The organism is Burkholderia sp. LAS2, assembly GCF_018417615.1.
GTDB lineage: Bacteria > Pseudomonadota > Gammaproteobacteria > Burkholderiales > Burkholderiaceae > Burkholderia > Burkholderia sola.
Window position 1 is genome coordinate 445,101 of sequence record NZ_CP071053.1, and the last position, 26,839, is coordinate 471,939.

Consider the following 26,839-nt stretch of genomic DNA (forward strand, 5'->3'; position numbering starts at 1 on the left):
CTCCCGTTATCGCGAGGCAGGCGTGCCGGCATCGGCCACGGCCTGCGTACCGGCGCCGGAGTCCACCGCCCGCACGGGCGGCGCCTTCGGCTTCACCTGCGCGCCCGGATAGTAGATGCGCTGCACGCCGTCGACCACCACGCGATCGCCCGCCTGCAAGCCCTTCTCGACGATCCGCTCGCCGTCGAGTTCGCGGCCGATCGTCACGTCGCGGCGCAGCGCCTTGTCGCCGGGGCCGAGCACGTACACGTACTTGCGATCCTGGTCGGTCAGCACGGCCTTGTCGTCGACCAGCAATGCATCCTGGTCGCGGCCGCTGACGAGCTGCACGCGCGCATACAGGCCCGGCGTAAACGTATGGTCCGCATTCGGCAGCCGCACGCGGGCGCGAATCGTGCCGGTCTGCGGATCGAGCCGGTTGTCGAGGAAATCGACGGTGCCCGCATGCGGGAAGCCCGTCTCGTTCGCGAGTCCGACGCGCACCGGATCGGCGCCGATCGCGCGATGCGCCGGATCGGCGCGCCGCGCGTTGTAGCGCAGGTAGCTCTGCTCGTCGCAATCGAAATACACGTAGACCGGATCCTGCGACACGACGGTCGTCAGCAGCGTGTCGTCCGCGCGCGCGAGGTTGCCGACGGTCGCGACCGCGCGGCCGACGCGGCCCGCGATCGGCGCGCGCACTTCGGTGAAGCCGAGATTGAGCTTCGCGTCGGCCACGGCCGCATCGGCCGCCTGCAGATCGGCGCGCGCCTGCTCGGCGGTGGCGCGCGCATTGTCGAGTTCTTCCTGCGACGTCGCATGCGCATCGATCAGCGTCTGCACGCGCTTGAGCTGCACGTTCGCGAGGCTCGCGGCCGCGCGGGCGCGCTGCTGCTGCGCATTCGCACGGTCGAGCGCGATGCGGTACGGGCGCGGATCGATCTCGAACAGCAGCGCGCCCTGCGCGACCACGTCGCCCTCCTTGTACGCGACACGCTGCAGATAGCCGCTCACGCGCGGCCGCAGCTCGACCGCGTCGACCGCTTCGACGCGTCCGTTGAATTCGTCCGCGAGGCGGACGGTACGCGGCGCGACGGTGGCGACGCCAACTTCGGGAAGGGGCTGGGCCGACGATGTACCTTTGCCGTCGTGACAACCCGACAACGCCAGCAAGAGGGCGCAGGCGGCGCCCAAAGGCGGCGTCCTGCGTAGGGAAAAGGAGAGCATGATGCCTCGCGACGGGTTAAACTGCCGCGTAGCATAAAAGTTGAAGTTAACTTCAAGTCAAGCTTTCCCGGAGGGTGTCATGGGTATCCAGGAAACCCCGCAATGGCCGCTGATGTCGATCCGCGAAGTGGCCGCGCGCAGCGGCGTGCCGGCGTCGACGCTGCGTTTCTACGAGATGCGCGGGTTGATCAAGTCGCACCGCAACGGCTCGAGCCATCGCCACTATTCGCGCGCAGTGCTGCGGCTGATCGCATTCATCGTGTTCGCGCAGAAGATCGGCTATTCGCTCGACGAGATCGCCGAGCAGCTCGTCAGCCTGCCCGAGGACACGGCGCCGAGCAACAAGGACTGGCAGCGGCTGTCGCGCGGGTGGAAGCAGCGTGTCGCGAGCCGCATCGAGGAGCTCCAGCGGCTCTACATCAACCTCGACGAATGCATCGGCTGCGGCTGCCTGTCCCTGAAACGCTGCAAGCTGACCAACCCGGAAGACCGCGCGGGCCGCAACGGGCCCGGCGCGCGGCGCTGGCTCGGCGACAAGCCGCCGATCGATTCCGAATGACACGCAGGCCGCGCGCGCCATGCATCATCCGACGCGCCAGCCGCCGTTCACCGCGATCGTCGCGCCCGTGACGAACGATGCGCGCGGCCCGGCGAGCCACGCGACCGCATCGGCGACGTCGTCCGGCTGCCCGGCGCGGCCGGCCGGCGTCTGCGCGCGGATCATCGCCGCGACGGCCGGCGCGACCCCGCTATCGCCGAACAAGTGCGTGCCGGCGATATAGCCGGGCGCGACCGTATTGACCGTCGCGCCGCGCGGCCCGAGTTCGCGCGCCAGCGCGACGGTGAAGCCTTCGACGCCGGCCTTCGCGGCCGCATACGCGAGGCCGCCCGGCAACAGGCTGCCGGCGCGCGCCGCGATCGAGCCGATGTTGACGATTCGCGCGGCACGGTCGGCCAGGTGCGGCAGCACGGCCATCGTCGTCAGGAACAGGCTTTTCAGGTTCGCATGGAGCACCGCATCCCATACGGCCTCGGCCTCCCCTGCTTCGGTATCCGCGCCGACGCGCCCGGTGCGCCCCGCATTGTTGACCAGCACGTCGATGCGCGGCCATCGCGCGACGATCGCGGCGACCACCGCTTGCGCGTCGCGCCGGACGCTCAGATCGCCGGCCTGCCCGATCGCTGCGCCGCCGAGACGCTCGACGGCGGCCTCCAGCCTCGCCGCATCGCGCCCGACGATCGCGACGCGATACCCGTCCTGCACCAGCCGGCTCGCGATCGCGAAACCGATCCCGCTCGACCCGCCCGTGACGATTGCCGTGCGTTGCTGTTCATTGCCCGTCATGATCTGTCCTCCTGAGTATCGACGGTTGACGACAGGGACATTCTGGGCAGCTCGGAGTGATAGGTAAAATACGAATTCGATGATCTACTGATACATGGAAGGTATCGCATGATCGATCTGCGCCAGTTCCGGCAATTCATCGCAGTGGCCGAAACGCTCAGCTTCCGCCGCGCGGCCGAACGGCTGCACATGGCTCAACCGCCGCTCAGCGCGGCGATCCGCAAGCTCGAGGACGAACTGGGCGTCGCCTTGCTCGAACGCGACAATCGCGGCGCGCGGCTCACGCCGGCCGGCGAAGCGTTCCTGCTCGAAGCACGGCGCGCACTCGAACAGGCCGAGCGCGCGGTGGCCGTGGCCCGCCGGGCGGGCGCCGGCCTCGGCGGCACGCTGCGGCTGCGTTTCGTCGACAGCACGGTGAACGCGCTGTTGCCGCTGATCCTGCGCGCGTTCCAGGAACGGCATCCCGACGTCGATTTCCAGCTGGAAGAAGGCACGACCGCCGAGCAGGTGCTTGCGCTGCGTCAGGACCGCACCGACGTCGGCCTCGTCGTGCTGCCGGTGGCCGACGCCGGCGACGTGCATGTCGAGCCGCTGCTGCGCGACCGGATGGTGGCCGCGCTGCCGGACGGGCATCGGCTCGCGCGCCGCCGCCGCATCGCGCTGGCCGAGCTGGCGGACGAACCGTGGGTCATGTTTGCCGCGCACCACGGGCCCGGCATGCACGCGCTGATCGTGACGGCGTGCGCGCAGGCGGGCTTCGCGCCGCGCGTGGTCCAGCAGCCGCGCCAGATGCAGACGACGGCCGGGCTCGTCGCCGGCGGCATCGGCGTCGCGCTGATGCCGCGCCTGTTCGTGCCAATGCATCCGCAAGGCATTACGTTCTGCGAACTGAAGGATGCGGGCAGCCCGCTCGCGTACGAAGTGGCGCTCGCGTACCGTACGCCGTCGCCGCTCGTCGATGCGCTGCGCGACACCGCGCGAAACGCGGTGCACGAACTGGGCCTGGTTGCGGCGACGTGACCGCGCGCATCGCGCGCGCGGCGCTCAGTCCCGGTCGCCGAGGAAGTTGAACACGACGCCGAGCACGGCCTCGCGGAACGCCTCCGGCCGCGTCGGCAGCGACGTGTACTCCAGCATCATGTGGCTGTACGACACCGTCGTGCCGATCGCGCTCGCGATCATGAAGAACAGCACGTTCGGATCGACCGGACGGATCGCGCCGGCCTCGACCGCGTCCGCGATCAGCGGAAACATCGCGTCGTGATACGGGCGCACGATCCGCTCCTGCAGCCGATCGAGCCGCGCGCCCTCCTCGGTCGCCGCGGTCGAGAAGAACATGCCGATATCCGGCTCGGCGAATTCGTGATCGACGCACAGCTCGAGCGCGCGCCGCACGCGGTCGCGATGCGGCAGCGGCGACGTGCGCAACGCGCGCAGCGCGTCGAACATCGGTTCGGCCAGCTCGACGATCTGCTCGACGACCGCCAGCCACAACGTTTCCTTCGCACCGAAGTGATGGGCGATCAGCGCCGCGTCGATCCCTAACTCGCGCGCGACTTCGCGCACGCTCGTCGCGTCGTAGCCGCGCTTCGCGAACGTGCGGCGCGCGGCCCGCAATATCACGTCCGGACCGACGGATGCATCCGCCGACGGCCGTCCGCGCGTACGCCGCTTCGACGGCGCGCGCTCAGTGACTTCTGCCACGTTTTTCCTGCTCCTTGAACGATTCGAATGCCCGTATCCGGCGCCGGTTTCCCGGCCCGGAATCGGGCGGCTTGCCCCGCTCCGTTGACACGCGGAGCCGGGAAGCGCTAGGATCATACCTTATTCATCACGTGATGATTTATCCATGACAACCCCTACACGTATCGTCATCGTCGGCGGCGGGATCGCCGGGCTGCAGCTCGCGACCCGTCTGGGCGAGCGTCTCGGCCGGTCCGGGCGGGCGCAGATCACGATCGTCGACCGCAGTCCGACGCACATCTGGAAGCCGATGCTGCACACGATCGCGGCCGGCACGCGCGACGTCCAGCAGCAACAGGTGATCTTCCTCGCCCATGCCCGCGACCACGGCTACACGTACCAGCCCGGCGAACTGAAGGGGCTCGATCGCGCGCGCCGCCGCGTGCAGCTCGGCGAGATCCGCTCGCAGGACGGCGACGTGGTGATCGACGCACGCGAACTCGACTACGACGTGCTGATCCTCGCGCTCGGCAGCCAGGCCAACGATTTCGGCGTGCCCGGCGTGCGCGAGCACTGCTATTTCATCGACAGCCAGCAGCAGGCGGAGACCTTCAACGAAGCGTTGCGAATGCGCGTGTTCCGCAGCATCGCGCGCGACGAGCCGTTTCGCGTCGCGATCGTCGGCGCGGGCGCGACGGGCGTGGAACTCGCGGCAGAGCTCAGCCGCTTGCTGGAAGTGGCGCAGGCGTACGGTGACGAAACGGTGCGCGAGCGGCTGCAGCTCACGCTGCTCGAAAGCGGCCCGCGCATCCTCAACGCGTTTCCGCCGCGGATTTCCGCGTCGGCCCAGCGGCGGCTCGAACAGATCGGCTTTCGCGTGCTGACGTCGACGCGCGTCACGTCGGCCGACGCGAACGGTTTCCACTACGGCGACGGCTCGTTCGCCGAAGCGGACCTGATGGTCTGGGCGGCCGGCGTGAAGGCGCCCGATTTCATGCAGGGGCTGGGCGGGCTCGACACGAACCGCGCGAACCAGATCGTCGTCAGCCCCACGCTGCAGGCGAGCGGCGACGAACACGTGTTCGCGATCGGCGATTGCGCGAGCCTGCAGCTCGAGGGCCAGGAACGGCCGCTGCCGCCGACGGCGCAAGTCGCGACGCAGCAGGCCGAGCATCTCGCGAAGCACCTGCCCGCGTGGCTCGACGGCACGCCGATTCCGCCGTTCGCGTTCCACGATTTCGGCGCGCTGGTGTCGATCAGCGATTACGACGCGTTCGGCACGCTCGGGCAGTTCGGGTTCTTCCGCGGTGGCTTCATCCAGGGGCGTTTCGCGCAGTTCAGCCACCTGATGCTCTATCGGCGGCACCAGCAGGCGCTGCACGGCTTCTCCAAGGCGACCTTGCTGTGGATCGCCGAACGGATCAACGGCTGGGTGCAGCCGCGCATCCGCCTGTCGTGATGCCGCGCGTCGCGGCACCGCGTAACGTTTCGAGGAACAGAAACATGAACAACCGTGCAATGCCCTGGCTCATGACCGTCGCCGCAATCGGCAGCTTCGACATGCCGTCCGTCTCGTGGGGCGAGCCGCGGCGGCGCAGCGTCACGCGCGACCGGCTGCCGTCGTGGGACGCGACGAGCAAGCCGACCATCAGCGTGCTCGAACGGCCCACGGCCGACACCGCGATGATTTCGTGGTGCGACGCCTGCACCGGACACTACGGCTACCAGAAGTGGCGCCTGTTCACGACGCGCAAGCGCGGCGTGTGCGCGCTGTCGGGGCGACCGATCGAGATCGGCGACAGCGTCTATGCGCCGCAACTGCTCGGCTCGACGCCCGGCAACGCCGCCGCGATGGTGCTCGCGGCGTGCATCGACGACGCGTTGGCGGGCTGAGCATCAGGTCGACGTGGTCTGACCGGCGCCATAGGCCGGAGCGCGGTTCTGCCGTTCGAGTTCGGCATCGAGATGCGCGGCATGCGCGTTCGCTTCGGACTCCGACATCAGCTCGCCTTCCCACTTCGCGACTACCGCGCTGGCGATCGAGTTGCCTACCGCGTTCGTGGCCGAGCGGCCCATGTCGAGGAACGTGTCGACGCCGAGAATCAGCAGCAGTCCGGCTTCCGGGATGTCGAACTGGTGCAGCGTCGCGGCGATCACGACGAGCGACGCGCGCGGCACGCCGGCCATCCCCTTCGACGTCAGCATCAGGATCAGCAGCATCGTGATCTGCGTACCGAGCGACAGGTGGATGTTGTACGCCTGCGCGATGAACAGCGACGCGAACGTGCAGTACATCATCGAGCCGTCGAGGTTGAACGAATAGCCCATCGGCATCACGAAGCTGGAGATCTTGCGGCGCACGCCGAAACGGTCGAGCGCGTCGAGGATCTTCGGATATGCGGCTTCCGAGCTCGCGGTCGCGAACGACAGCATGAATGCTTCCTTGATCAGCAGGAGCAGCTTGAACACGCGGCGGCCGAGGAACAGCAGCCCGGCCGCGACGAGCGTGGCCCACAGCAGCACGAGGCTCACGTAGAAGTCGCCCATGAACACCGCGAACTTCAGCAGGATCGACAACCCGTTGACCGCGACGGTCGACGCCATCGCGGCCATCACCGCCAGCGGCGCGAGCTTCATCACGTAGCCGGTGATCTTCAGCATCACGTGCGCGAGCTGGTCGATCGCGGCGACGAGGATCTTGCCGCGCTCGCCGAGTGCGGCCAGCGCGATGCCGAAGAACATCGAGAACACGACGATCTGCAGGATCTCGTTGTTCGCCATCGCCTCGGCGATCGATTTCGGCACCATGTGGCCGACGAAATCCTTCAGCGTGAACTTGGACGTCGCCAGATGCGCGGACGCGCCGATGTCCGGCAGCGGCAGGCCGAGGTTCTCGCCGGGCCGCAGCAGGTTCGCCATCAGCAGGCCGAGCAGTAGCGAGATCAGCGACGCGGTGACGAACCAGCCGAGCGCCTTCACGAACACGCGCCCGACCGACGACGCGTCGCCCATGTGCGCAATGCCGACGACCAGCGTCGAGAACACCAGCGGGCCGATCACCATCTTGATGAGCCGCAGGAACACGTCGGACACGAGCGAGATGTAGCCGGCGATTTCCGCGGCCGACTGCTTGTCCGGAAGCTGCGTATAGATCAGGTAGCCGATCAGGATGCCGGCTGCCATCGCGAGCAGGATCCAGCCTGCCGCAGACATTCGTTTGTTCATGAGGGAATTCGCCGCATGGCGATCGAGTTGACGGAAAAAGGCGCGCGGGCCGCTCAGGCTGGCGGATGTCCGCCGACGGACGCGCCGCCGCCGCGCACCGGCATTCGCGGCAACGCGAACGCCGGCGGCAGCGATTCGGCATGAAACGATCGGTCAGTAGCCGATCGCGGCGCCCGCCGGACGGCGCGGGTCGTTGTAGCCGTAGATGAAGCCGACCCGCACGTTGCCGGACACGGACGAATCGTTCCCGGAGCTCTGGCGGCTCGCCGCTTCGGTGCCCGGCAGGCCGACCATGATCAGCTCGGCGGCGCCCCACGGCGTCTGCTCGACCATCTTGTAGCCCATGTTGCGCAGGATCGCGAGCGTGTCGGGCGACAGGCCGTAGGTTTCGTAATAGACCGCATCGGGCAGCCACTGGTGATGGATGCGCGGCGCGGCGACCGCATCCTGCGGCGTCATCCCGTAGTCGATCACGTTCAGCACGGTCTGCAGCGTGATCGTGATGATGCGCGAGCCGCCCGGCGAACCGACCACCATGAACACCTTGCCGTCCTTCTTCACGATCGTCGGCGCCATCGACGACAGCGGACGCTTGCCGGGCGCGATCGAGTTGCGCGTGCCCTGCACGAGGCCGAACAGGTTCTGCGCGCCGACCTTCACGGTGAAATCGTCCATCTCGTCGTTCAGGAAGAAACCCGTGCCCGGCGCGATGACCACGGCGCCGAAGCGGCCGTTGACCGTATAGGTCGTCGACACCGCGTTGCCGTCGTGGTCGACGATCGAGTAATGCGTCGTTTCCGGCTTCTCGTGCACGCCGACGCCGGGCTGCACGTCGACCGACGGCGTCGCCGTATCGGCATGGATGCTCTTGCGGATCTGCGCCGCGTATTCCTTGCTCGTGAGCTTCGCGATCGGATTGTCGATGAAGTCCGGATCGCCGAGCAGCGTGTTGCGGTCTTCGTACGCATGGCGCATCGCTTCGGTCATGTAGTGGACCGCCGCGGCCGAGTGGTAGCCGAGCTTGCGCAGGTCATACCCTTCGAGGATGTTCAGCGTCTCGCACATCGTCACGCCGCCCGAGCTCGGCGGCGGCGCCGACACGAACTCGTAGCCGCGATACGTGCACGTCAGCGGCGACATGTCCTGCGCGCGATAGGACGCGAAATCGGCCGCCGTGATCACGCCGCCGCCGCGCTTGGCCGCTGCCTCCACGATCTTCGGGATCTCGCCGTGATAGAACGCGTCGGGCCCCTGCTCCGCGATGCGCTCGAGCGTGCGGGCCAGGTCCTTCTGCACCAGGCGATCGCCCGGCTGCAACGCGGTGCCGTCCGGGCGCAGGAAGATGCGCGCGGCTTCCGGATCCTTCTTGAAGCGCTCGACCGTCGTATCAAGGATGTCCGTATCGCCGCGCGTCAGCACGAAGCCGTCGCGCGCGAGCCGGATCGCCGGCGCCATCACCTGCTTGCGCGTCAGCTTCCCGTACTTGCGCTGCGCGAGATCGAGGCCGGCCACGGTGCCCGGCACGCCGACCGCGCGATAGCCGTACAGGCTCTGCTCCGGAATCACGTTACCCGACGCATCCAGATACATGTTCGCAGACGCCGCGGCCGGCGCGGTCTCGCGGAAATTGATGAAACGGTCGCGGCCGTCGGCCAGGTGGATCGTCATGAAACCGCCGCCGCCGATGTTGCCGCAGCACGCGTTGGTCACGGCCTGCGCATAGCCGACGGCCACTGCCGCGTCCACCGCGTTGCCGCCTGCCTTCAGGATGTCGACGCCGATCTGCGACGCGAAGTGCTGCGACGATACGACCATGCCGTTCTTCGCTTCGACCGCCGGGTCCGACGCGGCGAACGCGCACACGCTCATCGCCGACAACAGGGTGAGTATTACCAGCCGCCTCATGACGGGATCCTCCAGACGAATAAACTGGGCCATGCCGGGATGCGTCGACGCGCAAGCGCGTATCGACGCGGCCAATCCAGCATGTAATGAACGATACATTTCAGCGAGGCCGCGATCATAGCACTCGCTTTTTTCCACCAAAACCTAGGGTAATCACTGAATTTAAAGCGAATAAGCGTGACTGTCGTCGTTGGTAAATGTTTGTTTTATTACATATATGAACGGATTCGCTGGACGAGCGATGCGTCCCTCTAATTTCGGACCGCCCGCGGCCTGCCGCACGTCAATCGGCTAACATGCGTGCAGTTGTCGGCGGACGCCCGTCCGCCGTTTGGTCGTTCAATTCAGATAGAGAGCCGGAGTGCCCGATGGGGACGAGCATCAGGGCGTTGCTGTTATCCCAGATGGATAGCTTCACGCCGTCGGAACAGAAGGTCGCACAGGCGTTGCTGGATCGCTACCCCAGCCTCGGGCTGGGTCCCATCGCACAGTTCGCGAAGCAGGCGGAAGTCAGCGACCCGACCGTGTTCCGCTTCGTCGTGCGGATCGGCTTTCCGAACTACTCGTCGTTCCAGCAGGCGCTGCACGACGAGATCGACACCGCGATGAATTCGCCGCTCGCGCGGATGGATGCGTTCCACTCGGAAACGGGCATGCGCGACAACCATGCGGCGATTTTCCAGCGGCTGTCCGAATCGCTCGCGACCACGATCGAAGGGCTCGACGCGGCCGCGTTCGATGCGGCCGTGGCGGTGCTGGCCGATCCGGACGTGCGCGTGTTCTGCGGCGGCGGTCGTTATACGGCGCCGCTCGCATCCTTGTTCTCGTTCACGCTCGCCTATGCGCGGCCGCATGTGCAGTCCGTCGAGCCGAACGTGAATCTCGCGTCCGTCGCGCTGGCCGACATGGGGCGCAACGACGTGCTCGTGATCTTCGACTTTCGTCGCTACCAGAAGGACAGCATCCGCTTCGCGCAGGCCGCGCACCAGCTCGGCGCGCGGATCCTGCTGATCACCGACGAATGGCGCTCGCCGATCGGCGAGTTCGCGGAGATCGTGCTGCGAATCCAGGGCCGCCCTTTCGCGATGCTGCAGACCAACGTGCCGGCGCTGGCGCTCGCCGAAGCGCTGGTGATCGGCGTGACGAACCGGCTGCCGGAGCTGGCGCGGCAGCGGATGGAGAAGATCGAGCAACTCAATGCGGGCGGGATCGAGTGGGATGTAAGTCAGCGGGATTTGCCGGAGTGATGGCGTATTGCCATTCAGGCGCGGGCGTCAGCGCTCGGCCTCGCGGCGTGTGCAATTCGAATCCCAAACGGCAAACCCCACATGTCACGCGCCATGCCAGCCCCCGTCGCGTTCCCTCGTTCAGGGCACCAGTTCCATCCGGTTGCCGGTCACGACCAACTTGACGGGGTCCGTCTTCTTCCACTGCGACTTCGGAATCACCAGTTGCCACTCGGCACCGCGCCCATCGCGGAAGAACCCCGCCACGCCCACAGCTTGCGCGTCGGCTGCCATTGGCACAGACAGAGCCATCGAGGCATCAGGCACGAGCGTGATCTCCATGCTGTCGAGCAGCTCGGCCTTCAGTAACGCACTGTCGTCATTGAGCAGCGAAACGTAAGCTGTGTTTTCGAAGACCTTCGCATCCTTCAACTGATAGACGCGCATCACGACCGGTAGCGATTGTCCCTGCTCGTTCTCGTTGAGTGCGGCACGGCTTTCGATCACGAGGTTCATCTGCTTGACCTTCGTGACGAAAATCGCGCGTGTCATGCCGCCGATCGTCTCTTTCGTCGATTGCCACATACCGCAGCCAGACAGCAACGCGGCCGTCATCGCAATAGCAGCCGCCAATCGAATGCTTCGCATCATCGGATGTGCTCGCGGTGTCACAGCCAGTCTCCCGTCTTGATCGTGCATGGATAGCGCCGGCTCGGGCCGCCCACGCCTTCATACAGCACGAGCCGCACCGCAAAATGGAAGCACGCATAGCGGCCGACGAAGCGACTGAGTACGTCGCCGAACAGCGCGACGTCGCCGGACCCGGCAAAACCCGACGGCTCGATACCCACGTTCACATTCACGATACGGTCGACGCGCGCCCCCACCCGTTCCGTTTCCTCATCGAGCCAAACGTGACGAATCGCGTCGATGCGTCGCCGGTTATCGTCATCTCGCCTCCAGTCGTACAACGACAGCGCGCCGCGCAGCACATTCGCGTCCATCATGTTCAGCTCGGTTGTGCCCGCGCCATTGAAGTGAGAAATCACCCGCCAGTCATAATCGCCGCCGCGCGGCGGATACAGCGGCATCGTCGGGGCCGTCAAGTTGTGCACGCGCTCGACACCATTGAAGGTCGAAGCAGGCGTGGTAACCATCGATTCGCGCAGCGCCATACGCGGCAAGCGCCCGTTGTTTGCCAATACCCGGACCGTTACGTGTCCGTCCGGTAAGCTGCCCGGTTCCGCCCACAGATGCCCGCCCAACGTCACGACCATCTCGCGCTGGCCCGTTACACCCTGCCGATTCGAAGCGTGGTAGTACCGATCCGGCGACTCGTGCCGCATCATCCCGCCGCGGTGCCGGAATACCTTGATCGATTGATACGGGTATTGCCTGGCGGTGCGCGGATCGGTCGCCACCACCGACAATACATCGTACGGCTCGACGTGCTCGCCTGCGGAGGCCGGGGCGCGCACCGGATAGTCGCGGTCATGCGCATTGGGACGGATTGCCTGCGCGTCCAGTTCGAGCAGATTGATCACCGGCGTGCAGAACAACCGGATGTTGTCCGCACAGAACGTGGCGTCACCGGGGATCCGGTCTCGAATCACGATTTCGAATTCAAGACGTGTTTCGCCCGGCGGCACGCTGGCCGCGTCGAAACCGCACAAATCCACGAAGTGGAACTTTTCGGGGAATGCGAAATATTCGAGCATCGTCTGCTCGCGGTCGAGATCGACGTCGCGTACATCGAGGTCGGTCGGCCACAGTCGCGCGTGCGCGCCGAAGCCCGCCGCCTCGATCGTCATCGCCGGGTGCAGTTGTAGCTGGCCGTCTAGCAGGCGCGGCATGCGCACGCCGATCGACTCCACCTGGCGCGTGAAAACCGCGTACAGCGCCGATGCAGTCGGCCGGTCGCCATGCAGGTATAGCCGGATACGCGACAGGTCGTCCACCAACCGCTGCTCGCGGTGCAGCAGGTCGAACGCGAGCCGGATTACCGTACGGCCGTCCTCGCGCATGCGCGCGCCCGCCTCGCGCACGTTGAGCGGTAGCAAGTGTATCGCCCGAGTGGTTCGATAGACACATATCGTCCCGTCCGGTCCGACCGGTGTCGAACGTACCTGCAACCCTGGTGGCAACGTATCGAGTATCCGCGCCTCGCCGGTGCGCGGCACGCACTCGAGGATGGTCAGCGACGGAATCGTACGGCCTGTATGCGGCCACAGATGATCGAGCAGTGGATCGGTGATTTCCGGTGCCGCGTCATCGAGCTTCATCCGCAGCCGGCTCGTGAGAAACGCGAAACCCTCGTAGGTCTGCTCGACACTGTCGTGGCGCGCGCCAGGCATCGTCATTCCCACACGGCGGGCGCCTTGTGGCTGGGACCTCGCGAACTCCTTCCCCGCCTCGCGCAGATAACGCATCTCCGCATCGAAGTAGCGCAGGTATCGATCGTCATCCGCACCGACACCGCTTCCTGCAGGCTTCGTCGGATTGTTCTTGTCTTCACTCATGGCTGGAAATCCGGTGGCAGCGGCGGCAGAAGCGGCATCGTCGGCACGGCACCCGCCTTGCCGACGACGAAAATGCGATCCGGCATGCGGAACCCGCGCAGTTTCAGCAGGTCGATCGGCCCGGCGCCGACCCGCGTACGCAATACGTACGACAACGGCTCGCTGCTCCCCGTGTTCCATGTAAGCCGATAGCGCGTGCCATCGAGCGGCTTGATGTCGGCCTCGCTCAGCAGACGCAGGAATGCCCAATCGCCGGCCGAATCAAATGCCTGTCGCAGGCCTGCGTCGCGCGTCTGCCATGTGAGCCTCGCGTGCCCGTTCAGGCCGTTGCCGGGCCATGCCAGTGGGGTCCAGCGCTCCTGCTGATTGAAATAGACGATCCGCATGCCGTCGACCGACAGTTCCGATCGCGTCACGTTCGGCGTCGGCAGCGCCATCATGTCGAATTTCTCCTCGGCATCGGCCTGCGGGTAAAGCTGTACCCCAACCGTCGACAACTGCCGGACGGCGCTCAGGAATGTCGGGTCGAACTGCAACGCCTGCGGTGCGAGCTCGCTGCGCGCCCAATAGTCACCCTCGAGCTTCATCACGCCGGCCAGTTGCGTCGTGATGAAGCGCGAAATCAATCCGGTATCGGGTCGTACATAGCGGCCGAACTCGGCGAAGGACGCATCGGCCTGCGTATCGAAGAACGGATAACGGCCGCTCATCGCTGCGTTGAACGGTGCGGCAACACCGGCTCGCCATGCGTCATTCAAGCTCGCGGCAGCCGGTTGCAGGATCGTCTGCCATGCGGTTTCGAGCGGCTGCGCAAACACCGTATCGCCGAAGCCCGCCCACGCCGTACCCAGGCTCGCGGCCGTGAGCGCCGCGTCGTTGCGCGCCTGGGACAATTCCGACAACTTGCCTTGAAACACGGTCTGGGCGAGCGAGCGCGCCATTACCTGAGCGTCCGGACTGCCCGCGATCTGCTGCAGCTTCAGCCGCATCGTCGTGACTGCCGTCAGGTAGCGCGACAAGCTGACACCGCTTAGCGCGATGTCGGCTGGCGTGGCGCGCTTCCCGTTTTCCGCGGCAGACGACGTGCCCGTATCGCCCATCAGCACCAGCAGTGGACCAAACGGCTTGTCGAGCGGGTTGATGACGGTCGCCCCCGCCTGTTCGTCGGCCCCGATCAGGTTCTGCGCCTTTCTCACCAGGGTGTCGGCCAGCGCCTGCGACGGCCGCCCCGCTTGCGCCTGATACTGCACGGATTTCATCAGCGCGATCAACGGGGACGTCTGCGCGTCCGCCAGTCGAGAAAGCTGTTCGATCGCGCCACCGAGGTTCGACGTCGGTTGCCACTGCAGGCTATTGAGCATGCGCTGCCATGCCGCCGTGTACTCGCCAAAATACCGGGCCGTCAATCGCTGCTTCAGCTCCTCGGCTGCGCGTTTCTCATCGTCGATCGCCGTGGTTTGGGTCATGCCCTGTGCGAGCGTATTGCCGATCCTCTGTGATGCCTGCGAACCGGACAACACCCAGTCGCCGCTGATCCGGCGCTCATGTGACGCCTTGTCGATAGCCGCGCCGACCATGCCGTCCCACGCCGCCCGCGTATAGATCCCCGGGACGGTCTGTGATGCCTTGAACATTCCATGCGCATCTGCGCCATTCAGCAGCGTTTCGAGCGACGCGTCGGCGTATTTGTTTTTGACTTCGTCGAGGATACGTTGGTACACCGTGTCCTCCGCCGACGCGAGTCCCATTTGCGTGACCAGCATGTTGCGGGTCGAGGTCACGATGCGATCGTCCGTCGCTATCCGCCATTCGGGATGCGCTTTCAGGTGCTCGGCGTAGAAGCCTGCAAGCCGCCTGCCAGTATCGTCACGCTCGCCGAGCGGCATCTCGTCCGGCCGCGCCCATAGGGTGACGAGCGTACGCTTCAGAAATGCGGGCTCGGTGCGCGATGGCTCGCCGAGCATCAGATAAGTCTTGAGCGCGTTGTAGGTACTACGTCGCGTGTCCTGCGATTGCAGGCTATCGGCGCGCGCCTGATCTGCTGCCTTCAACACTTCCCCGATCGTTTGCACCACGTGCACCTGCAAGTTACGCGTCGCAGCGAGTCGGTACGGTTGCCAGAGACTGCCGAGAACATCGTCATTTCGCGACAAGCCGGCCCGCAGGTACCACGGGGCGCCATGCTGCTGCCGGTATTCGAGCCTTTCCATCAACTGTTGTAACGCCAGTTGCGCGCGCCAGGCGGCTGTGGTCTGCGGCCGCGCATCGACCGCTGCGCGCGCTGCCGCCTGCGCTTCGCGCATGAGTCGCTGGTTGCCGATGAACGATGCGGTCATCCATGCACACCACGCTATCGCCGCAATGGTCACGCCCATCGCTAGCACATCCGGCCAGTAGAATCCGACCCGCCGGCCAATGCGTCGCCGGTTGGCGATAGCGCACCACGCGGGTAGCAGTGCAGCCGGTTGCGGCGGGAACTCGATCGGGATGTTCGTCACCCTTGTGCTCGCGTCCGCGGCGATCGGCACCGGCGTCGGCATCGCCGCTGTCGCCTCAAATATGGGAACGAACATCACGCCAGCCAGCGGCGCGCGCAGCCACTGCGATGCATGAAGCGCTTGCCAGCCGGTAACGATGTGTTCGAGCCGTGTCCCGATGTATTGCGAGATTTCGGCTAGATAGCTGACCCGGGTGGGTGCTGTACATTGCTGCACGCCCGCGTCCGCCGTACCACGCTCGATCGCGGCAAGCTGATCGCGCAAGTCCAGCGCCGGCGGCCCCCCTTTGTATGCCGCCCGCGGAAATGCACCGATCACTTCGAACGTCTCGGGTCGATCGCCCTGCGCGGGCACGGCGTGCAGCAACGTGACAGGTGCGTCCCAGCCGATGTCGGCGGCCAGCGCGGCGAGGACGCACGGCAATTCGATATCGCGCTCATCCACGTGCGTGACGTGCACAAGGCCGTCGACGGGCCGTTTGCTCCGCAGCTTACGGATCTGCCGACGCCACACGCCCGCGTCGATGCCGTCCGGTGCCCCGTGCACGAGGATCGCATTGCCAACCGGCATCACGCCCGCGCGCTTCAGACCGGGCGCGACCTGATCGACCAACGTATCCGCACCGCTCACCATCAGCCACGGTGAGCGGTATCGCCAGCGCCGGCCCTGCGATACCCGTAGTTCCTCGAACAGGCGTTGCAGACGGGCATCGCGTTTGATCTGCTGTCCCGTCGTTGAAGCAGCCTCCTTCTCGCCGGTTTGCAGACGAAACAGTTTGGCAGCGCCCACATATGCGCCAGTCGATATCGCAATCAGATGAATGATCACGATGACAACCAGCAATACCGGAATACCGATTAATGCCAGTGTGCGAGGCGTGCCATCGGGAACGCCGAGGCGCTCGCCCTGGAACCAAGCCAGCACAAGCGCTGCAACGGCAATAACCAACGCGGCAAGAGGCAGCCCCCAGACTGCGACCCGGCTGTGAGCTTCTTCGGTTAACGCCGCTTGAGGCTGCGCGTTATGCAGGTTATTTTTGGATATCGACATGCGTTGAAGCCGTTTGATCTTGGGGTAAGACATGGAGGATGGCCGAGTGCGAGCCATCGACGACGAGTTGCGGTCCGTCACTGGCACCGGACTCGATCGCCGCAGCGATCGCCAGCAGACCGTTCGCTGCCCGCATGTCGCCAACGATACGATCCAGCCGAGTCTGCGCGGCGTCTTTTGCTGCAATCACAAACCCTGCAGCGTTCAAAGCGGGGACGCAGTTTTCAACCGGCCGCGTTATCCACGCGCGCGTCACCGACGCGGCATCGGCTTTGCCCCAGATGGCGGCGTTCGCGAAACCATATCCTGATTCAGCGGAATCACCTGCAACGGGCCTATGTAGCGCAGCCTTTCTGCTGACCTCATGCGGGAGCCCGAAACAGCCGGCATCGAACAACGCAGCCACACATCCCTCGGCGAGGCTCTCATCGATATCATCGTCGTACCACGCCGTAGCGATGACGAGGAGCGGACGGGATTCATGCGCATCGAGCCATACATCGGCCACAAGCAACCCGTCGGTAGCCGGAACGGCCCGGACTTCCAAGGGCGGAAGCGCCGCCAGATGCATCGCAGCGCGAACCTGGGTCAAACGCATGTTCGCGACGTCCGACTCGGTCAATACGCGTACTTGGGGCCAATATGCCCTTTCGTATCGAGTTAATGCGTGAATGCTTCCAGCGAGAGGCTCAAGCGCAACGCGGATCATCTGCACAACTGGATCGGCCTTCTTCGGTACGGCAGCATTGTCAGTTGGGGTTTCCTCTTCATCCGCCATGAATGAAGCGTCCGGTGGCGGCTCATTCGACGGGTCGTCCAGTAGCGGGTCGTCGTCGTCAAAGCGATTGCACAAAACTTTTCCTGAGCCGTGCCGCGGGGCTTGCACCTTCATGATGGAGCGTTTCCCTCTCAGAACGTCGAACAAAGATGTCCCGCCAAGAGGCAGGCAATAGCCTGCGCCGAGTACATAAAGCGGTCGCTGCGCGAACCCGATCTTCTTCGCAAGCCAGCGGTCACGATGATGGTTGCGCCAGTATGCGCGGTACCACAGCCCCTCGTAGCCTGCGCGACCAAAGCCGAGCAGGACCAGAAACAGTCCGTTCGGCACCCCAATAATCAAGCCCCAAAACCTAAGGCCACTCGCGGGTTCGCTTTTCGGCCACGTCAGCAAAATAACCAGCGGACCGAACACATTACAGACAAACCAAGTTAATGCCCACGGCCAGAAGCGCATCCTGGGCGGATACGCGCTGGGGCGTCCGGCGGGAGAAAGATCGACCGGCATTACTCGAAGTGGACGTTCGGTAACGACGAAATCAATCGACAACCACATGCGCAGCGATGGCCGTCCAGCGCAAACAGCTCCCCGTCGCGATCGGGATACTTGTCGGCGCCCTCGTCAATCACAGTCGGACCATGCAAGTCGCAGGTCGCATCGTCGCCTTTACGTGCAAGCGGCCTGTCCATGAACATCGTCCATGGCGAGCCGCTGGTGACTTCGCCGCCATGTTCGAGCTTGTCACCTTTGCGAATGGGAGATTGCATATATCGGCTATCTAGTTGAGTAGGGTTTTTTGAATTCCCGGCACACCGCGCACCCAAGCGCACGGACAAATTAATGGAGAATTAAAGTCTATCGATCCCTTTCGTTTGTTTCAGGAACTGTCGATCGCAAGGCAACAACTTCAATTCCGCCAAGCACCACAGGAATTCGATCGCTTTCCTTTTTTGCAAGCCCCCTCCCCACAACCTCAAACGAGAAACACGGAAAATATATTGCATTAGGACATATTAAAAAATAATCAGGAACACGCATTCTTTCCCGATCTCCATATACCGAATTAACATAGGCAACAGTTCCATCCCACCCCTTTCCTTCATATTTCCTTTGCCATACGATATTGCGCACATATCGTCCGCCAGAATCTTCCAAAGCAATTTCGTCGACTGCGGTAGTTTTATTCGCAACACTCGAACTTGACACACTCGACCCAGCCACAAAGCAACTAAACGATAGCTTACCGCGTATAGCAGACCCATCCAGCTTCATCACAAGATAAAAATCAAATGACACAATTCCATTATTTACACTCATAGACGAATCAACCGTTTTTGACGATATATTTTCACCGAGAATATACCCACACCGACTCTCCAATAGAAATATATTATCTCTATAATTGGATCGACCATTAGAATCCAACTCAGCTATCGCAGCTCCATCGAGCCAAAAAAATGCCACCAACGCTAAAAATACATTTCTCACGACAATTTCCGCCTTGTGAAATTTTCCGGCCACGTTAGATCCTCTTGATTTGGGCCCTTGAAAACCACAATATCAGCCAGAACCATTAGCGCATTAATGAACGACGTCGACCGATCTACTAGACCATTCATGTTTGGTGGATTCCTGCCTGTAGCCCCCGGATAATTCACTGCCGCAGCACAATTCGCAAAGGACTGGTTGTAATACCACACCTTAACACCGGCATTTGTTCGGATTGCCCTTCTTTCATTCACACTCATCTCGTCTGCATATTTATTCGCACTATCCACCCGTGGTCGCGCCGGATTGTTCGCCGTTGGCATTGATTTTCCGGACCAAACCCAATAAGCGCCTGCACTATGACTCGCATGACAAACATCTCTTGCAATCTCATTTCGCCACCGCACCTCCTGCTCCCCTGGTGGTAAACGCGGGTTTCGACCAATAAATTTAAAATATTTATAATAATTATTATTTCCGCCACCCATATTTCCGTTAGGATTTGTCAACTGCAGAAAACCCCGACCAAACCAACCACCGTGCAGATCTGTCGCACCATCGTTGCGATTCCCTTCCGCAAGATAGCGGAACCATCCTGTTTCCTGTGTGGCATTTGCCATAAAACACGCCTGTCGACTAGGGGTATCAAGCTTGAACTTCCTCATCGAATTGTTCAAACCCAGTCCAAATCTATCAAGCAAAGATGAAGCATAATCTGGATTTGGCGATTCCCATACTCCCTGAGAGGGCGAATTATGCGACCCGGGCTTTCTAATAACGCGATCCGGTATAAGCTGAAGCATCTCCTTCTTACTGAGCCACCCGCACTTCCTGAAGTGCCGAATAAATTCAAGCGGATGAAAATACCAGAACTTCTGATCTGCTAGCGACGATTCGGACGGCAACTTGTCCAGAAACTGAAAATTCCCGAGGAACTTAATAAACGAGGCATAGCCACCTGGATTGGTATCTTTCTGCTTGCCAAAGAATCCATCTGGTCCATTCAGACCTTTATAGCGATCGTCGTTGTACAAGGGATCCCACTCGCTGCGCGCGTTGAACACCAACCCTCTGAGCTTTGTGCGCACACCCTCTGCATTCCGCACATAGCCTGCGAGCAACTGGTTGGCATTATCGTCGTTGTTATTGTCGTATTCGAGCGGCTGGATCATTCCGGACGTTGCCTGTGGATCAGCAACGCCGGTCAGACGGCAAAGCTCATCGTATCCGCATAACCCGTCCTGATTAAACGGCGTATTGCTTTCGTCAACTTTTTGCCAGCCCTTGAAGAATGGAAAGTCGGCGTCCGACAATTTGATGATCTCGTCAGCAGCGATGTTGACATATCCTTGCGTGCCATTCTCATCGATGGGCACTGCGACCCAAGTAGCAGGAGCTTCTCCCGGCACCACCGCACTTGAAAGAATTCGCCCAAAGCGCAGCATTTCATAGCCATCGCTCGGACACTCTGAATAGAGTGCTACCGCTCGATCATACAGATCATATTCATACTGTTCCGTTTCTCCGTCGTACGGGTCAGCAACCGGAACCTGTGTAAGCAGGATAACGTTGCCGCTGCTACCACGGTCGATCCACGCGCATGTATAGCGCCGCCCCTTGTTGAACCACGCTTCCACATAAAGGATGTCTTGCTCACCAATTGAGCCGCCTGGCAGTCGCGGAAACCAGTCGTCCGTCATACCCGCCGGCTGCGCGACAAAATCCTGTGGCCCCTTAATGATGAAATAGGAATGTCCCCAGTAGTCGCTCGACGCAGGCTGAACAGGATCTTTCTCACCCAGTTGAACCTGATGGCCGTCGTGATCAAACCAGGCTGTAAAATCAGCATCGGACATGAAAACTTCGAAATGCAGATGCCGCACCCCCTGATGCTGACCGACATATCCGAGCATGTCCTTGCGGTACACCTTCTTTGCGCCGCCCGGCTGAACGACTCCGTCCTTGCCGCCCGCCGTATCGAGCAGCCATTTGGGGAGGGCACTCATCGATCCCTCGGCCGGCGGATCGGTTGGCTGGGGAGCAAGCCACTCCTGTTCGGTCATGTCCAGCAAATGCATATATAGTGAGTAGAACGTGATCGTTCGCCCACGTCCTGTCTCGGTCTTATGTCTGAGTAAGACGAATCCCGCATTCGAGTTCAGCGCCGGTTGTCCAGTCGGATCTTTCGCGCCATCAGACAGAGCGCTTTTGCAAACGCGATACGCGACCACCTCGCCGTCAGCAATTGCCCGCACCGGTTCGTGCTGCTCGCCCGGATCCAGGTGAATGCCACAGTGAAAGCGCCGGTCGAAGGCAACGGGATAGACCCCATGATGACCAATCTCGAACTGATCGACGACGTCCATCATAGCGTCCGTCTTTGACGCATCACTAGACGTCGCGCCCGATACGGGAAGGAAGGGAGGGCTGATGATCATGGCTTCAGTGGGACGACGAGTACCGGTCGGAAATCTTCAGGTTGGCCTGCGGTAGCGACGGCAATGGTGTCGTGACGTTGTTCGGCCCGTGAAACGAGAATGACGCCGCCTTTATCGTGAAGGCGCCGGGACAGTGAAATGTCATGTTGCCGTTCTCGATTACGAGCGAAGCTCCACCGCTGTTGAGTGTGATCTTCGACTTGGCCGATACTTGGACATCCGCACTTTGGCTCGCGACGCGCAGCTGCTGCTTCGCGAACAAGTCCATCCCGTCCGTAAGCGCCGCCATCATGACCTTGCCCTTCGCTGCGACAAAATTCAGCCCGAGCTTGTGCGCACACAGCGAGATCAGGTCACCCGCCACCATGCGCAGCCGCCTGACGATGCTCACGTCCATGTCCCGGCCTGCGGTGACGATCACGTTCTCGCCCGTCGATTGCTGCAGTGATTTCGGTGTCACGAACGCGATGCCGCCGGGAGCACTCGCAAGCAGCCCCGCGTCGCGAAGCTGATCGAGGCCGTCGAGCAGCGCCGCCTGCGTCGCACGGTCCGCAGGGTCGGCCTTGGCTTGCGTCGTCGCAGCCGCAAGGTCCGTTACACGCTGCAATGCTGTCTTGAGTTGCGCGATAGCGGCGGGCATGTCGAGATGCGGTGTCTCGGATCCACCTGCTGCGTCTGCCGAAACGAACAGCCCCTTCGACGCGCGCAACGTGCCCCAGTTCTGCGTGGTCAATTCGAAGCCCTGGCCGCGCTTGTTCTTGTCCCCGTCGACCAGATGGCCCATGTTGAGCGACGACTGCCCGAACACCGTCGCCAACCGGATACCCTCGTGGTCTTTCAGATCCTCGAAGCGCAACTTGTTGCCGAGCAAGGGCGAGCGGAATACGGTGCGGCTGTACCACCCTTCCTTGCCGTGGACGAGGTCGCGACGCGCATGGTCATGCAGCGCCCCTGCGATCAGCAGGCGGTCGCAATTTCCCTGGGTCGCGACGACGCGTACTTCGGACCGCGGCAGCAAGGGGATGTGCAGGCCGCCCTGATACGACGCCGACGTACGCAGCACACGCAACGGCATGCTGTTCGTGCCGCGCTTGCCGCTGTGCCGGGTGAACAGGAGCCTGACGCGATAGCGGCCATATTCGTCCATCCATGCGTACGGCTCGTCATCGCCGGACTCGACCACACCGATCAGCATGCCGGCGATCCATCGCCAATGCTTTTCAGGAACGTACTCGGGCCGGTAGGTCTGATGCGCGGGGATCGCTTCGAAGGTGTTGACCACCGACTGGCTCCGGCTACCGGTCGTGACGAGCTTCGTGATCACCATCCCGTGCGGCGCCTCGTGCACCTCGTCATTGGTGATCCGCACCACCATGCCAGGCGTCATGCCGATGACGTTACTCGTGCCCGTGAGCCGCACTTGCCGCGTGAGCAGTTCGTCACGCCGCGCGTCAGCCAGCGCCTGCCCTTCCTCGACCGAATGGAAATGCTCGACGCTGCGGTTCACGCTCCCGTATACCGAGCGATCGTCATAGGCCACGATCGATTCGACCTGCAGCGGATCGTCGGGTATGCGGTAGTTGCGATCCCATTCGCGCACCGTCTGCGGCACCAGCGCGCGCGTGACTTCCAGCGTCAGAATCGCCTCGTGCCAACTCGTCAGACCGGAATGCGGCATCAACGGCACCTCGAGCGCTCGCATATAGCCGCGCGGTGTATTGCCGAACACCAGCGTGTCGCGTTGCGGGCCGTCCTCTTTCTTCGCCTGCTTGAAGTAGTAATAGACCCCCGCGCGACGGCAGTGCCGGTCGATAAAGTTCGCGACCGTCTCTTCGTACATCACGGTTTGCTCCAGCTTCCCGTCGAGCCCTTCCAGCTCGAACTCGACGTCGAAGGATTGGAACAAGTCGCGATCGATAATCATGTCGCTCAGCAACTCGCGAAACGACCTGTCCAGCAATACGGCCGAATCGTGCACCTCTTCAAGCAGCGAGAAGCGCGGCTTCAGATGGACTTGGTAGGTTGCTTCGTCGCGAGACGTTTTGACGCGAGTCCATTGCGTTACGACGCCGTGCACGGTACGCGCCGCATGCCGAACCGGATCGATCACGGCCGCCATCGAGGGCACGGAAGCGTACTCCTCGATCGTGAAGACTGCCGGCTGGCCCACAATCGTCGCACCGTCGATCCGCTTGTCCTGCGAGGTCACGATGATGTCCGCGAGGAATCGCGTATTCATTTCCTCGGTCAGAACGAATGACAGAACGGAGACCTGCGCATCGAGCGCCGCGATCTCGAGATGCAGCGGTTGGGTAACGACCGAATTGGGGTGCGGATTCAACCGGTCGATGCAACAGATTGATGGAACCGCTGGGCGGGTGTGTCAAAGTTTAGCGTCTTACGCGGACGCTCGTTGAGACGCCTCGCTACAGCGTCGAGTTGGGCTTGGGAATAGGCAGAGACGTCGGTGCCTTTCGGGAAGTACTGCCTCAGCAGTCCGTTCATGTTTTCATTCGAGCCGCGTTGCCACGGATTCTGCGGATCGCAGAAATAGACCTGGATCTTGGTCGCCACGGTAAAGCGTTTGTGATCAGCCATTTCCGTGCCCCTGTCCCAGGTCAGCGATTTATATAGTTCTCGAGGTAACTTGCTGGCGTGTCGTATCAGCGCGTTGACCACAGCCTCGGAATCCTTACCGGCTACTTTTACCAGCATCACGTATCGACTCTGACGTTCGACAAGAGTCGCAATCTGGCTGGTCGCGTTGCCAAACAGCAAGTCACCTTCCCAGTGCCCGGGTATCGCGCGATCCTCCGCCGTCGCGGGGCGTTCACTGATCGATACAGCGTCGCGAATGTTCGTGCGGTCTTCGGTTTTCAATGTGTGATGGCGAGACCGGCGCATCGCTCGAGAGCGTCGCAAGTGTTCAAGCAATTCCTTTTTCAGGGCACCGCGAGCTTGAATATAGAGGCTCCGATAGATCGTCTCGTGTGACACCAGATGGTCCTTGTTGACGGCATACGTATGCTTGAGCCAACCAGAAATCTGCTCAGGGGACCACTGCAGCTTCAGCTTTGCAGCGACAACTCGCGCCAGCGTCTGATTGCTCACTAATTTGCAAATCTTCGGGCGACGTGCCCGATCCCAGGCGAGCTCATCCGCCCGGCTCGCTCGATAACCTTGGCTGCCTCCGTTGCGCTGCAGCTCGCGGCTGATCGTGGAAGGAGCACGTCCCAGCTTGGCCGCGATAGACCGAATCGATAATCCGCTTACCAGGCAGCGAGAGATTTCCTCGCGTTCCGCGAGCGTCAATGTCTGCGGTGCGCGATGTCTTTGCGGTGGCTCGATGCCGCCGGCCTCTGACAGGATCCGCTGTATCGAAGAGTGGCCCCGATCGAACAGTTTGGCAATTTGATGAATCGTTTCACCTTTGCGCCAGCGGTCCCACATGAGTGCTTTCTGACTCTCAGAATAGTAGATCCTCGGCCTCTGCTTCATTTGCAACACCTCCACTGCTTGCGCAGATTCTAGTGTGTTGCATCGACCGGTTGAATCCGCAGGTGTTTCAGTACATCCTGAATGGTTCGCATGGTTGCCGTTGAACGAGAGGTTTTACGCCGGCACGTTCGCCCATTCACGCATTCAGGGACGCAGTGCCACAACGCTCTCGCCAGTGAAGCATGGGTTCACGAGGATGAACACACACCGGTCACAGATCTGGCAGTTCGGAACTTTTACAGAATCAAATAAATCACTTATTTATTTTATAAATTTTTATCCACTTCTAATTAACTTTATATTTTTTCTTATCTCTTATTACATCAAACCGCGATCTCCAAAAGCATCGCTAAAATCAAACAACCAAATAGTAAATATAGGTCATCATGGGATACAAAAATGGCTCTCGGCCATCATACGAGATGGCCAATTCTATCGAAATGAAAGTAGATTTCATAAATTATGATATCCTAAAAAATCCCCTATAAATCCTCGACATGCCGAACGATATCAATCCATCTATCTGATACATAACCGAATTTCGAAATGTAGAAAATTGTCACACCCCAACGTCGGCGCGACATCGGTGACGGAGGAATGTCGCGCCCTACATATCTACTTTCCGACTTTATGACTCGACATCCTCCAGACTGAACACTTCCGTCTTGTCGTTGTACGAAAAAACCTCCCCGTACCGCCCCCAGTCGATCACCGCATCGAGCGTTTCCTCCGCCGCTTCGTCGGACAGGAAATCCTCCAGCTCCTGCTCGAAGCGCACGCGCGGCGCGCGATGGCCCGGGCGCTCGTTCAGCACCTTCCGAATCCGCGCAGCAAGCGGCACATGTTTCAGCAGGTGATCCGCGAACATCAGCTTGCGCTCCTGCGTGCCGAATTCCGCGAACACGCGCGCGGGCGGCGTCAGGAACACGTCGCCTTCGCGCACGTCCGCGAAGCCGAGGTGCTGCAGCACTTCCGCGATCGGAAACAGTTCGTCGACTTCCAGATGCAGCGAACGCGCGATTTCCGGCATGTCCGCACGACCGTGGTACGGCGCCATCGCGAGCGTCTCGATCAAGCCGGCCATCAGGTTGGTCGACACGCGCGGCATCCAGCTACCCAGTTCCAGCCCCTTCTTCGTCGCTTCGCCGGTCCGACGCGCGGTCATCTTCGCGTAGATGTCGTCGACGAGCTTGCGGAAATCGGTGTCGAGCCGGTTGCGCGGATGCTTGAACGGCACCTTGATCTCGGCGATCACGCGGCCCGGGTTCGACGACAGCACGAGAATGCGATCGCACATGAACACCGCTTCCTCGATGTTGTGCGTGACGATCAGCACCGACTTGATCGGCATGCGGCCTTGCGTCCACAGATCGAGCAAATCGGTACGCAGCGTTTCGGCGGTCAGCACGTCGAGTGCGGAGAACGGCTCGTCCATCAGCAGAATGGTCGGATCGACGACCAGTGCGCGTGCAAAACCGACGCGCTGACGCATGCCGCCCGACAGTTCTCGCGGGTACGCGTTCTCGAAGCCGTCGAGGCCGATCAAGTCGATCGCGGCCAGCGCGCGTTCGCGCCGCTCGCGCGCGCCGACGCCGAGCGCCTCCAACCCGGCTTCCACGTTCTGCAACACGGTGAGCCACGGGAACAGCGCGAAGGTCTGGAACACCATCGCGACGCCTTCGGCCGGGCCGCGCAGCGGCTTGCCGAGATAGGTCACCTCGCCACCGGTCGGCTCGATCAGGCCGGCGATGATGCGCAACAACGTGGATTTTCCGGACCCCGACCGGCCGAGCAGACCGACGATCTCGCCTTCGCGCAGCGACAGGTTCGCGTCGTCGAGCACGAGCAGTTCGCCCTGCGACTTGCTGAAGCCGCGGTTCACGTGCTCGACGCGCAGGATTTCTTCGCCGAGCCGCGGCGGCTGCAGCGGTTGAGACGTCTTGACGGGGGCGTTGACAACGGTCGAATTTTGCATCGCGC

20 protein-coding genes are annotated in these 26,839 nt (G+C 62.3%); 5 read left to right on the forward strand and 15 right to left on the reverse strand.

The window, feature by feature from the left end; genetic code table 11:
- Positions 1–6 precede the first annotated feature (6 nt).
- Positions 7–1,206: an efflux RND transporter periplasmic adaptor subunit gene (locus JYG37_RS22405; protein ID WP_089489504.1), complete on the reverse strand. Its 1,200-nt coding sequence runs from the start codon at positions 1,204–1,206 to the stop codon at positions 7–9.
- 79 nt (positions 1,207–1,285) lie between these two features.
- On the opposite strand from JYG37_RS22405, the gene soxR reads away from it, so the two are divergent.
- The gene (soxR, locus tag JYG37_RS22410) at positions 1,286–1,765 is read left to right on the forward strand and encodes a redox-sensitive transcriptional activator SoxR (protein ID WP_050011996.1); all 480 of its coding nucleotides are present in this window, start codon (positions 1,286–1,288) and stop codon (positions 1,763–1,765) included.
- Between the two features lie 24 nt (positions 1,766–1,789).
- Here soxR and JYG37_RS22415 read toward each other — a convergent pair whose 3' ends face one another.
- Positions 1,790–2,551: an SDR family NAD(P)-dependent oxidoreductase gene (locus tag JYG37_RS22415; RefSeq protein WP_050011997.1), complete on the reverse strand. Its 762-nt coding sequence runs from the start codon at positions 2,549–2,551 to the stop codon at positions 1,790–1,792.
- Positions 2,552–2,659: 108 nt separating this feature from the next.
- On the opposite strand from JYG37_RS22415, the gene JYG37_RS22420 reads away from it, so the two are divergent.
- A complete protein-coding gene (locus tag JYG37_RS22420; protein ID WP_124555943.1) occupies positions 2,660–3,571 on the forward strand; it encodes a LysR family transcriptional regulator in 912 nt (303 codons plus the stop codon).
- A 24-nt stretch (positions 3,572–3,595) separates the two neighbouring features.
- Here the strand turns inward: JYG37_RS22420 and JYG37_RS22425 are convergent, their stop codons facing one another.
- Entirely contained in the window at positions 3,596–4,255 is a 660-nt protein-coding gene (locus JYG37_RS22425; protein WP_050011999.1) for a TetR/AcrR family transcriptional regulator, read from the reverse strand.
- 145 nt (positions 4,256–4,400) lie between these two features.
- Here JYG37_RS22425 and JYG37_RS22430 point away from each other — a divergent pair, with 145 nt between their 5' ends.
- Together JYG37_RS22430 and JYG37_RS22435 are read left to right on the forward strand one after the other, a co-directional pair.
- A complete protein-coding gene (locus JYG37_RS22430) occupies positions 4,401–5,693 on the forward strand; it encodes an NAD(P)/FAD-dependent oxidoreductase (RefSeq protein ID WP_050012000.1) in 1,293 nt (430 codons plus the stop codon).
- A gap of 44 nt (positions 5,694–5,737) precedes the next feature.
- Positions 5,738–6,127: a DUF3331 domain-containing protein gene (locus JYG37_RS22435; protein WP_089489507.1), complete on the forward strand. Its 390-nt coding sequence runs from the start codon at positions 5,738–5,740 to the stop codon at positions 6,125–6,127.
- A 3-nt stretch (positions 6,128–6,130) separates the two neighbouring features.
- Here the strand turns inward: JYG37_RS22435 and JYG37_RS22440 are convergent, their stop codons facing one another.
- Both JYG37_RS22440 and ggt read right to left on the reverse strand, forming a co-directional pair.
- A complete protein-coding gene (locus JYG37_RS22440; RefSeq protein WP_050012002.1) occupies positions 6,131–7,459 on the reverse strand; it encodes a dicarboxylate/amino acid:cation symporter in 1,329 nt (442 codons plus the stop codon).
- Between the two features lie 153 nt (positions 7,460–7,612).
- Positions 7,613–9,364, reverse strand: coding sequence for a gamma-glutamyltransferase (gene ggt, locus JYG37_RS22445; RefSeq protein WP_050012003.1), 1,752 nt, complete (start codon positions 9,362–9,364; stop codon positions 7,613–7,615).
- Positions 9,365–9,732: 368 nt separating this feature from the next.
- On the opposite strand from ggt, the gene JYG37_RS22450 reads away from it, so the two are divergent.
- Positions 9,733–10,611 carry a MurR/RpiR family transcriptional regulator gene (locus JYG37_RS22450; protein WP_050012004.1) on the forward strand — a complete coding sequence of 293 codons (879 nt, stop codon included), beginning with the start codon at positions 9,733–9,735 and terminating at the stop codon, positions 10,609–10,611.
- Between the two features lie 120 nt (positions 10,612–10,731).
- On the opposite strand, the gene tssJ is transcribed toward JYG37_RS22450, so the two are convergent.
- From tssJ to JYG37_RS22500, 10 genes are all read right to left on the reverse strand, one after another.
- Entirely contained in the window at positions 10,732–11,241 is a 510-nt protein-coding gene (gene tssJ / locus JYG37_RS22455) for a type VI secretion system lipoprotein TssJ (RefSeq protein ID WP_176015801.1), read from the reverse strand.
- Between the two features lie 17 nt (positions 11,242–11,258).
- Positions 11,259–13,109, reverse strand: coding sequence for a type VI secretion system baseplate subunit TssF (tssF, locus tag JYG37_RS22460; RefSeq protein ID WP_213346451.1), 1,851 nt, complete (start codon positions 13,107–13,109; stop codon positions 11,259–11,261).
- Positions 13,106–16,690 (reverse strand): ImcF-related family protein, encoded by a 3,585-nt coding sequence (locus tag JYG37_RS22465; RefSeq protein WP_249746072.1) that lies wholly within the window; start codon positions 16,688–16,690, stop codon positions 13,106–13,108. The genes tssF and JYG37_RS22465 overlap by 4 nt, the downstream gene beginning before the upstream one ends.
- Positions 16,638–17,990, reverse strand: coding sequence for a KPHS_23130 family T6SS system protein (locus JYG37_RS22470; protein ID WP_249746073.1), 1,353 nt, complete (start codon positions 17,988–17,990; stop codon positions 16,638–16,640). The genes JYG37_RS22465 and JYG37_RS22470 overlap by 53 nt, the downstream gene beginning before the upstream one ends.
- Complete coding sequence (locus JYG37_RS22475; protein WP_089489513.1) at positions 17,942–18,202, reverse strand: PAAR domain-containing protein; 261 nt, start codon at positions 18,200–18,202, stop codon at positions 17,942–17,944. Before JYG37_RS22475 ends, JYG37_RS22470 begins: the two co-directional genes overlap by 49 nt.
- Before the next feature lie 88 nt (positions 18,203–18,290).
- A complete protein-coding gene (locus JYG37_RS22480) occupies positions 18,291–18,956 on the reverse strand; it encodes a hypothetical protein (RefSeq protein ID WP_176015803.1) in 666 nt (221 codons plus the stop codon).
- Positions 18,920–21,289, reverse strand: a complete 2,370-nt coding sequence (locus JYG37_RS22485; protein WP_306427013.1) for a hypothetical protein — start codon at positions 21,287–21,289, stop codon at positions 18,920–18,922. The genes JYG37_RS22480 and JYG37_RS22485 overlap by 37 nt, the downstream gene beginning before the upstream one ends.
- Positions 21,290–21,365: 76 nt before the next feature.
- The gene (locus tag JYG37_RS22490; RefSeq protein WP_502775902.1) at positions 21,366–23,702 is read right to left on the reverse strand and encodes a type VI secretion system Vgr family protein; all 2,337 of its coding nucleotides are present in this window, start codon (positions 23,700–23,702) and stop codon (positions 21,366–21,368) included.
- Positions 23,699–24,859 carry an IS30 family transposase gene (locus JYG37_RS22495; protein ID WP_124632026.1) on the reverse strand — a complete coding sequence of 387 codons (1,161 nt, stop codon included), beginning with the start codon at positions 24,857–24,859 and terminating at the stop codon, positions 23,699–23,701. Before JYG37_RS22495 ends, JYG37_RS22490 begins: the two co-directional genes overlap by 4 nt.
- Positions 24,860–25,487: 628 nt before the next feature.
- On the reverse strand, positions 25,488–26,834 hold the full coding sequence (locus JYG37_RS22500) for an ABC transporter ATP-binding protein (protein WP_060733366.1): 1,347 nt from the start codon (positions 26,832–26,834) through the stop codon (positions 25,488–25,490).
- Between the last annotated feature and the right edge of the window lie 5 nt (positions 26,835–26,839).

Excerpts from the sequence above, each read along its gene's own strand:
- JYG37_RS22405 (WP_089489504.1), bottom strand. The coding sequence starts at position 1,206 with ATGCTCTCCTTTTCCCTACGCAGGACGCCGCCTTTGGGCGCCGCCTGC.
- soxR (WP_050011996.1), top strand. The coding sequence starts at position 1,286 with ATGGGTATCCAGGAAACCCCGCAATGGCCGCTGATGTCGATCCGCGAA.
- JYG37_RS22415 (WP_050011997.1), bottom strand. The coding sequence starts at position 2,551 with ATGACGGGCAATGAACAGCAACGCACGGCAATCGTCACGGGCGGGTCG.
- JYG37_RS22420 (WP_124555943.1), top strand. The coding sequence starts at position 2,660 with ATGATCGATCTGCGCCAGTTCCGGCAATTCATCGCAGTGGCCGAAACG.
- JYG37_RS22430 (WP_050012000.1), top strand. The coding sequence starts at position 4,401 with ATGACAACCCCTACACGTATCGTCATCGTCGGCGGCGGGATCGCCGGG.
- JYG37_RS22435 (WP_089489507.1), top strand. The coding sequence starts at position 5,738 with ATGAACAACCGTGCAATGCCCTGGCTCATGACCGTCGCCGCAATCGGC.
- JYG37_RS22440 (WP_050012002.1), bottom strand. The coding sequence starts at position 7,459 with ATGAACAAACGAATGTCTGCGGCAGGCTGGATCCTGCTCGCGATGGCA.
- ggt (WP_050012003.1), bottom strand. The coding sequence starts at position 9,364 with ATGAGGCGGCTGGTAATACTCACCCTGTTGTCGGCGATGAGCGTGTGC.
- JYG37_RS22450 (WP_050012004.1), top strand. The coding sequence starts at position 9,733 with ATGGGGACGAGCATCAGGGCGTTGCTGTTATCCCAGATGGATAGCTTC.
- tssJ (WP_176015801.1), bottom strand. The coding sequence starts at position 11,241 with ATGATGCGAAGCATTCGATTGGCGGCTGCTATTGCGATGACGGCCGCG.
- tssF (WP_213346451.1), bottom strand. The coding sequence starts at position 13,109 with ATGAGTGAAGACAAGAACAATCCGACGAAGCCTGCAGGAAGCGGTGTC.
- JYG37_RS22465 (WP_249746072.1), bottom strand. The coding sequence starts at position 16,690 with ATGTCTTACCCCAAGATCAAACGGCTTCAACGCATGTCGATATCCAAA.
- JYG37_RS22470 (WP_249746073.1), bottom strand. The coding sequence starts at position 17,990 with ATGTGGTTGTCGATTGATTTCGTCGTTACCGAACGTCCACTTCGAGTA.
- JYG37_RS22475 (WP_089489513.1), bottom strand. The coding sequence starts at position 18,202 with ATGCAATCTCCCATTCGCAAAGGTGACAAGCTCGAACATGGCGGCGAA.
- JYG37_RS22485 (WP_306427013.1), bottom strand. The coding sequence starts at position 21,289 with ATGGACGTCGTCGATCAGTTCGAGATTGGTCATCATGGGGTCTATCCC.
- JYG37_RS22495 (WP_124632026.1), bottom strand. The coding sequence starts at position 24,859 with ATGAAGCAGAGGCCGAGGATCTACTATTCTGAGAGTCAGAAAGCACTC.
- JYG37_RS22500 (WP_060733366.1), bottom strand. The coding sequence starts at position 26,834 with ATGCAAAATTCGACCGTTGTCAACGCCCCCGTCAAGACGTCTCAACCG.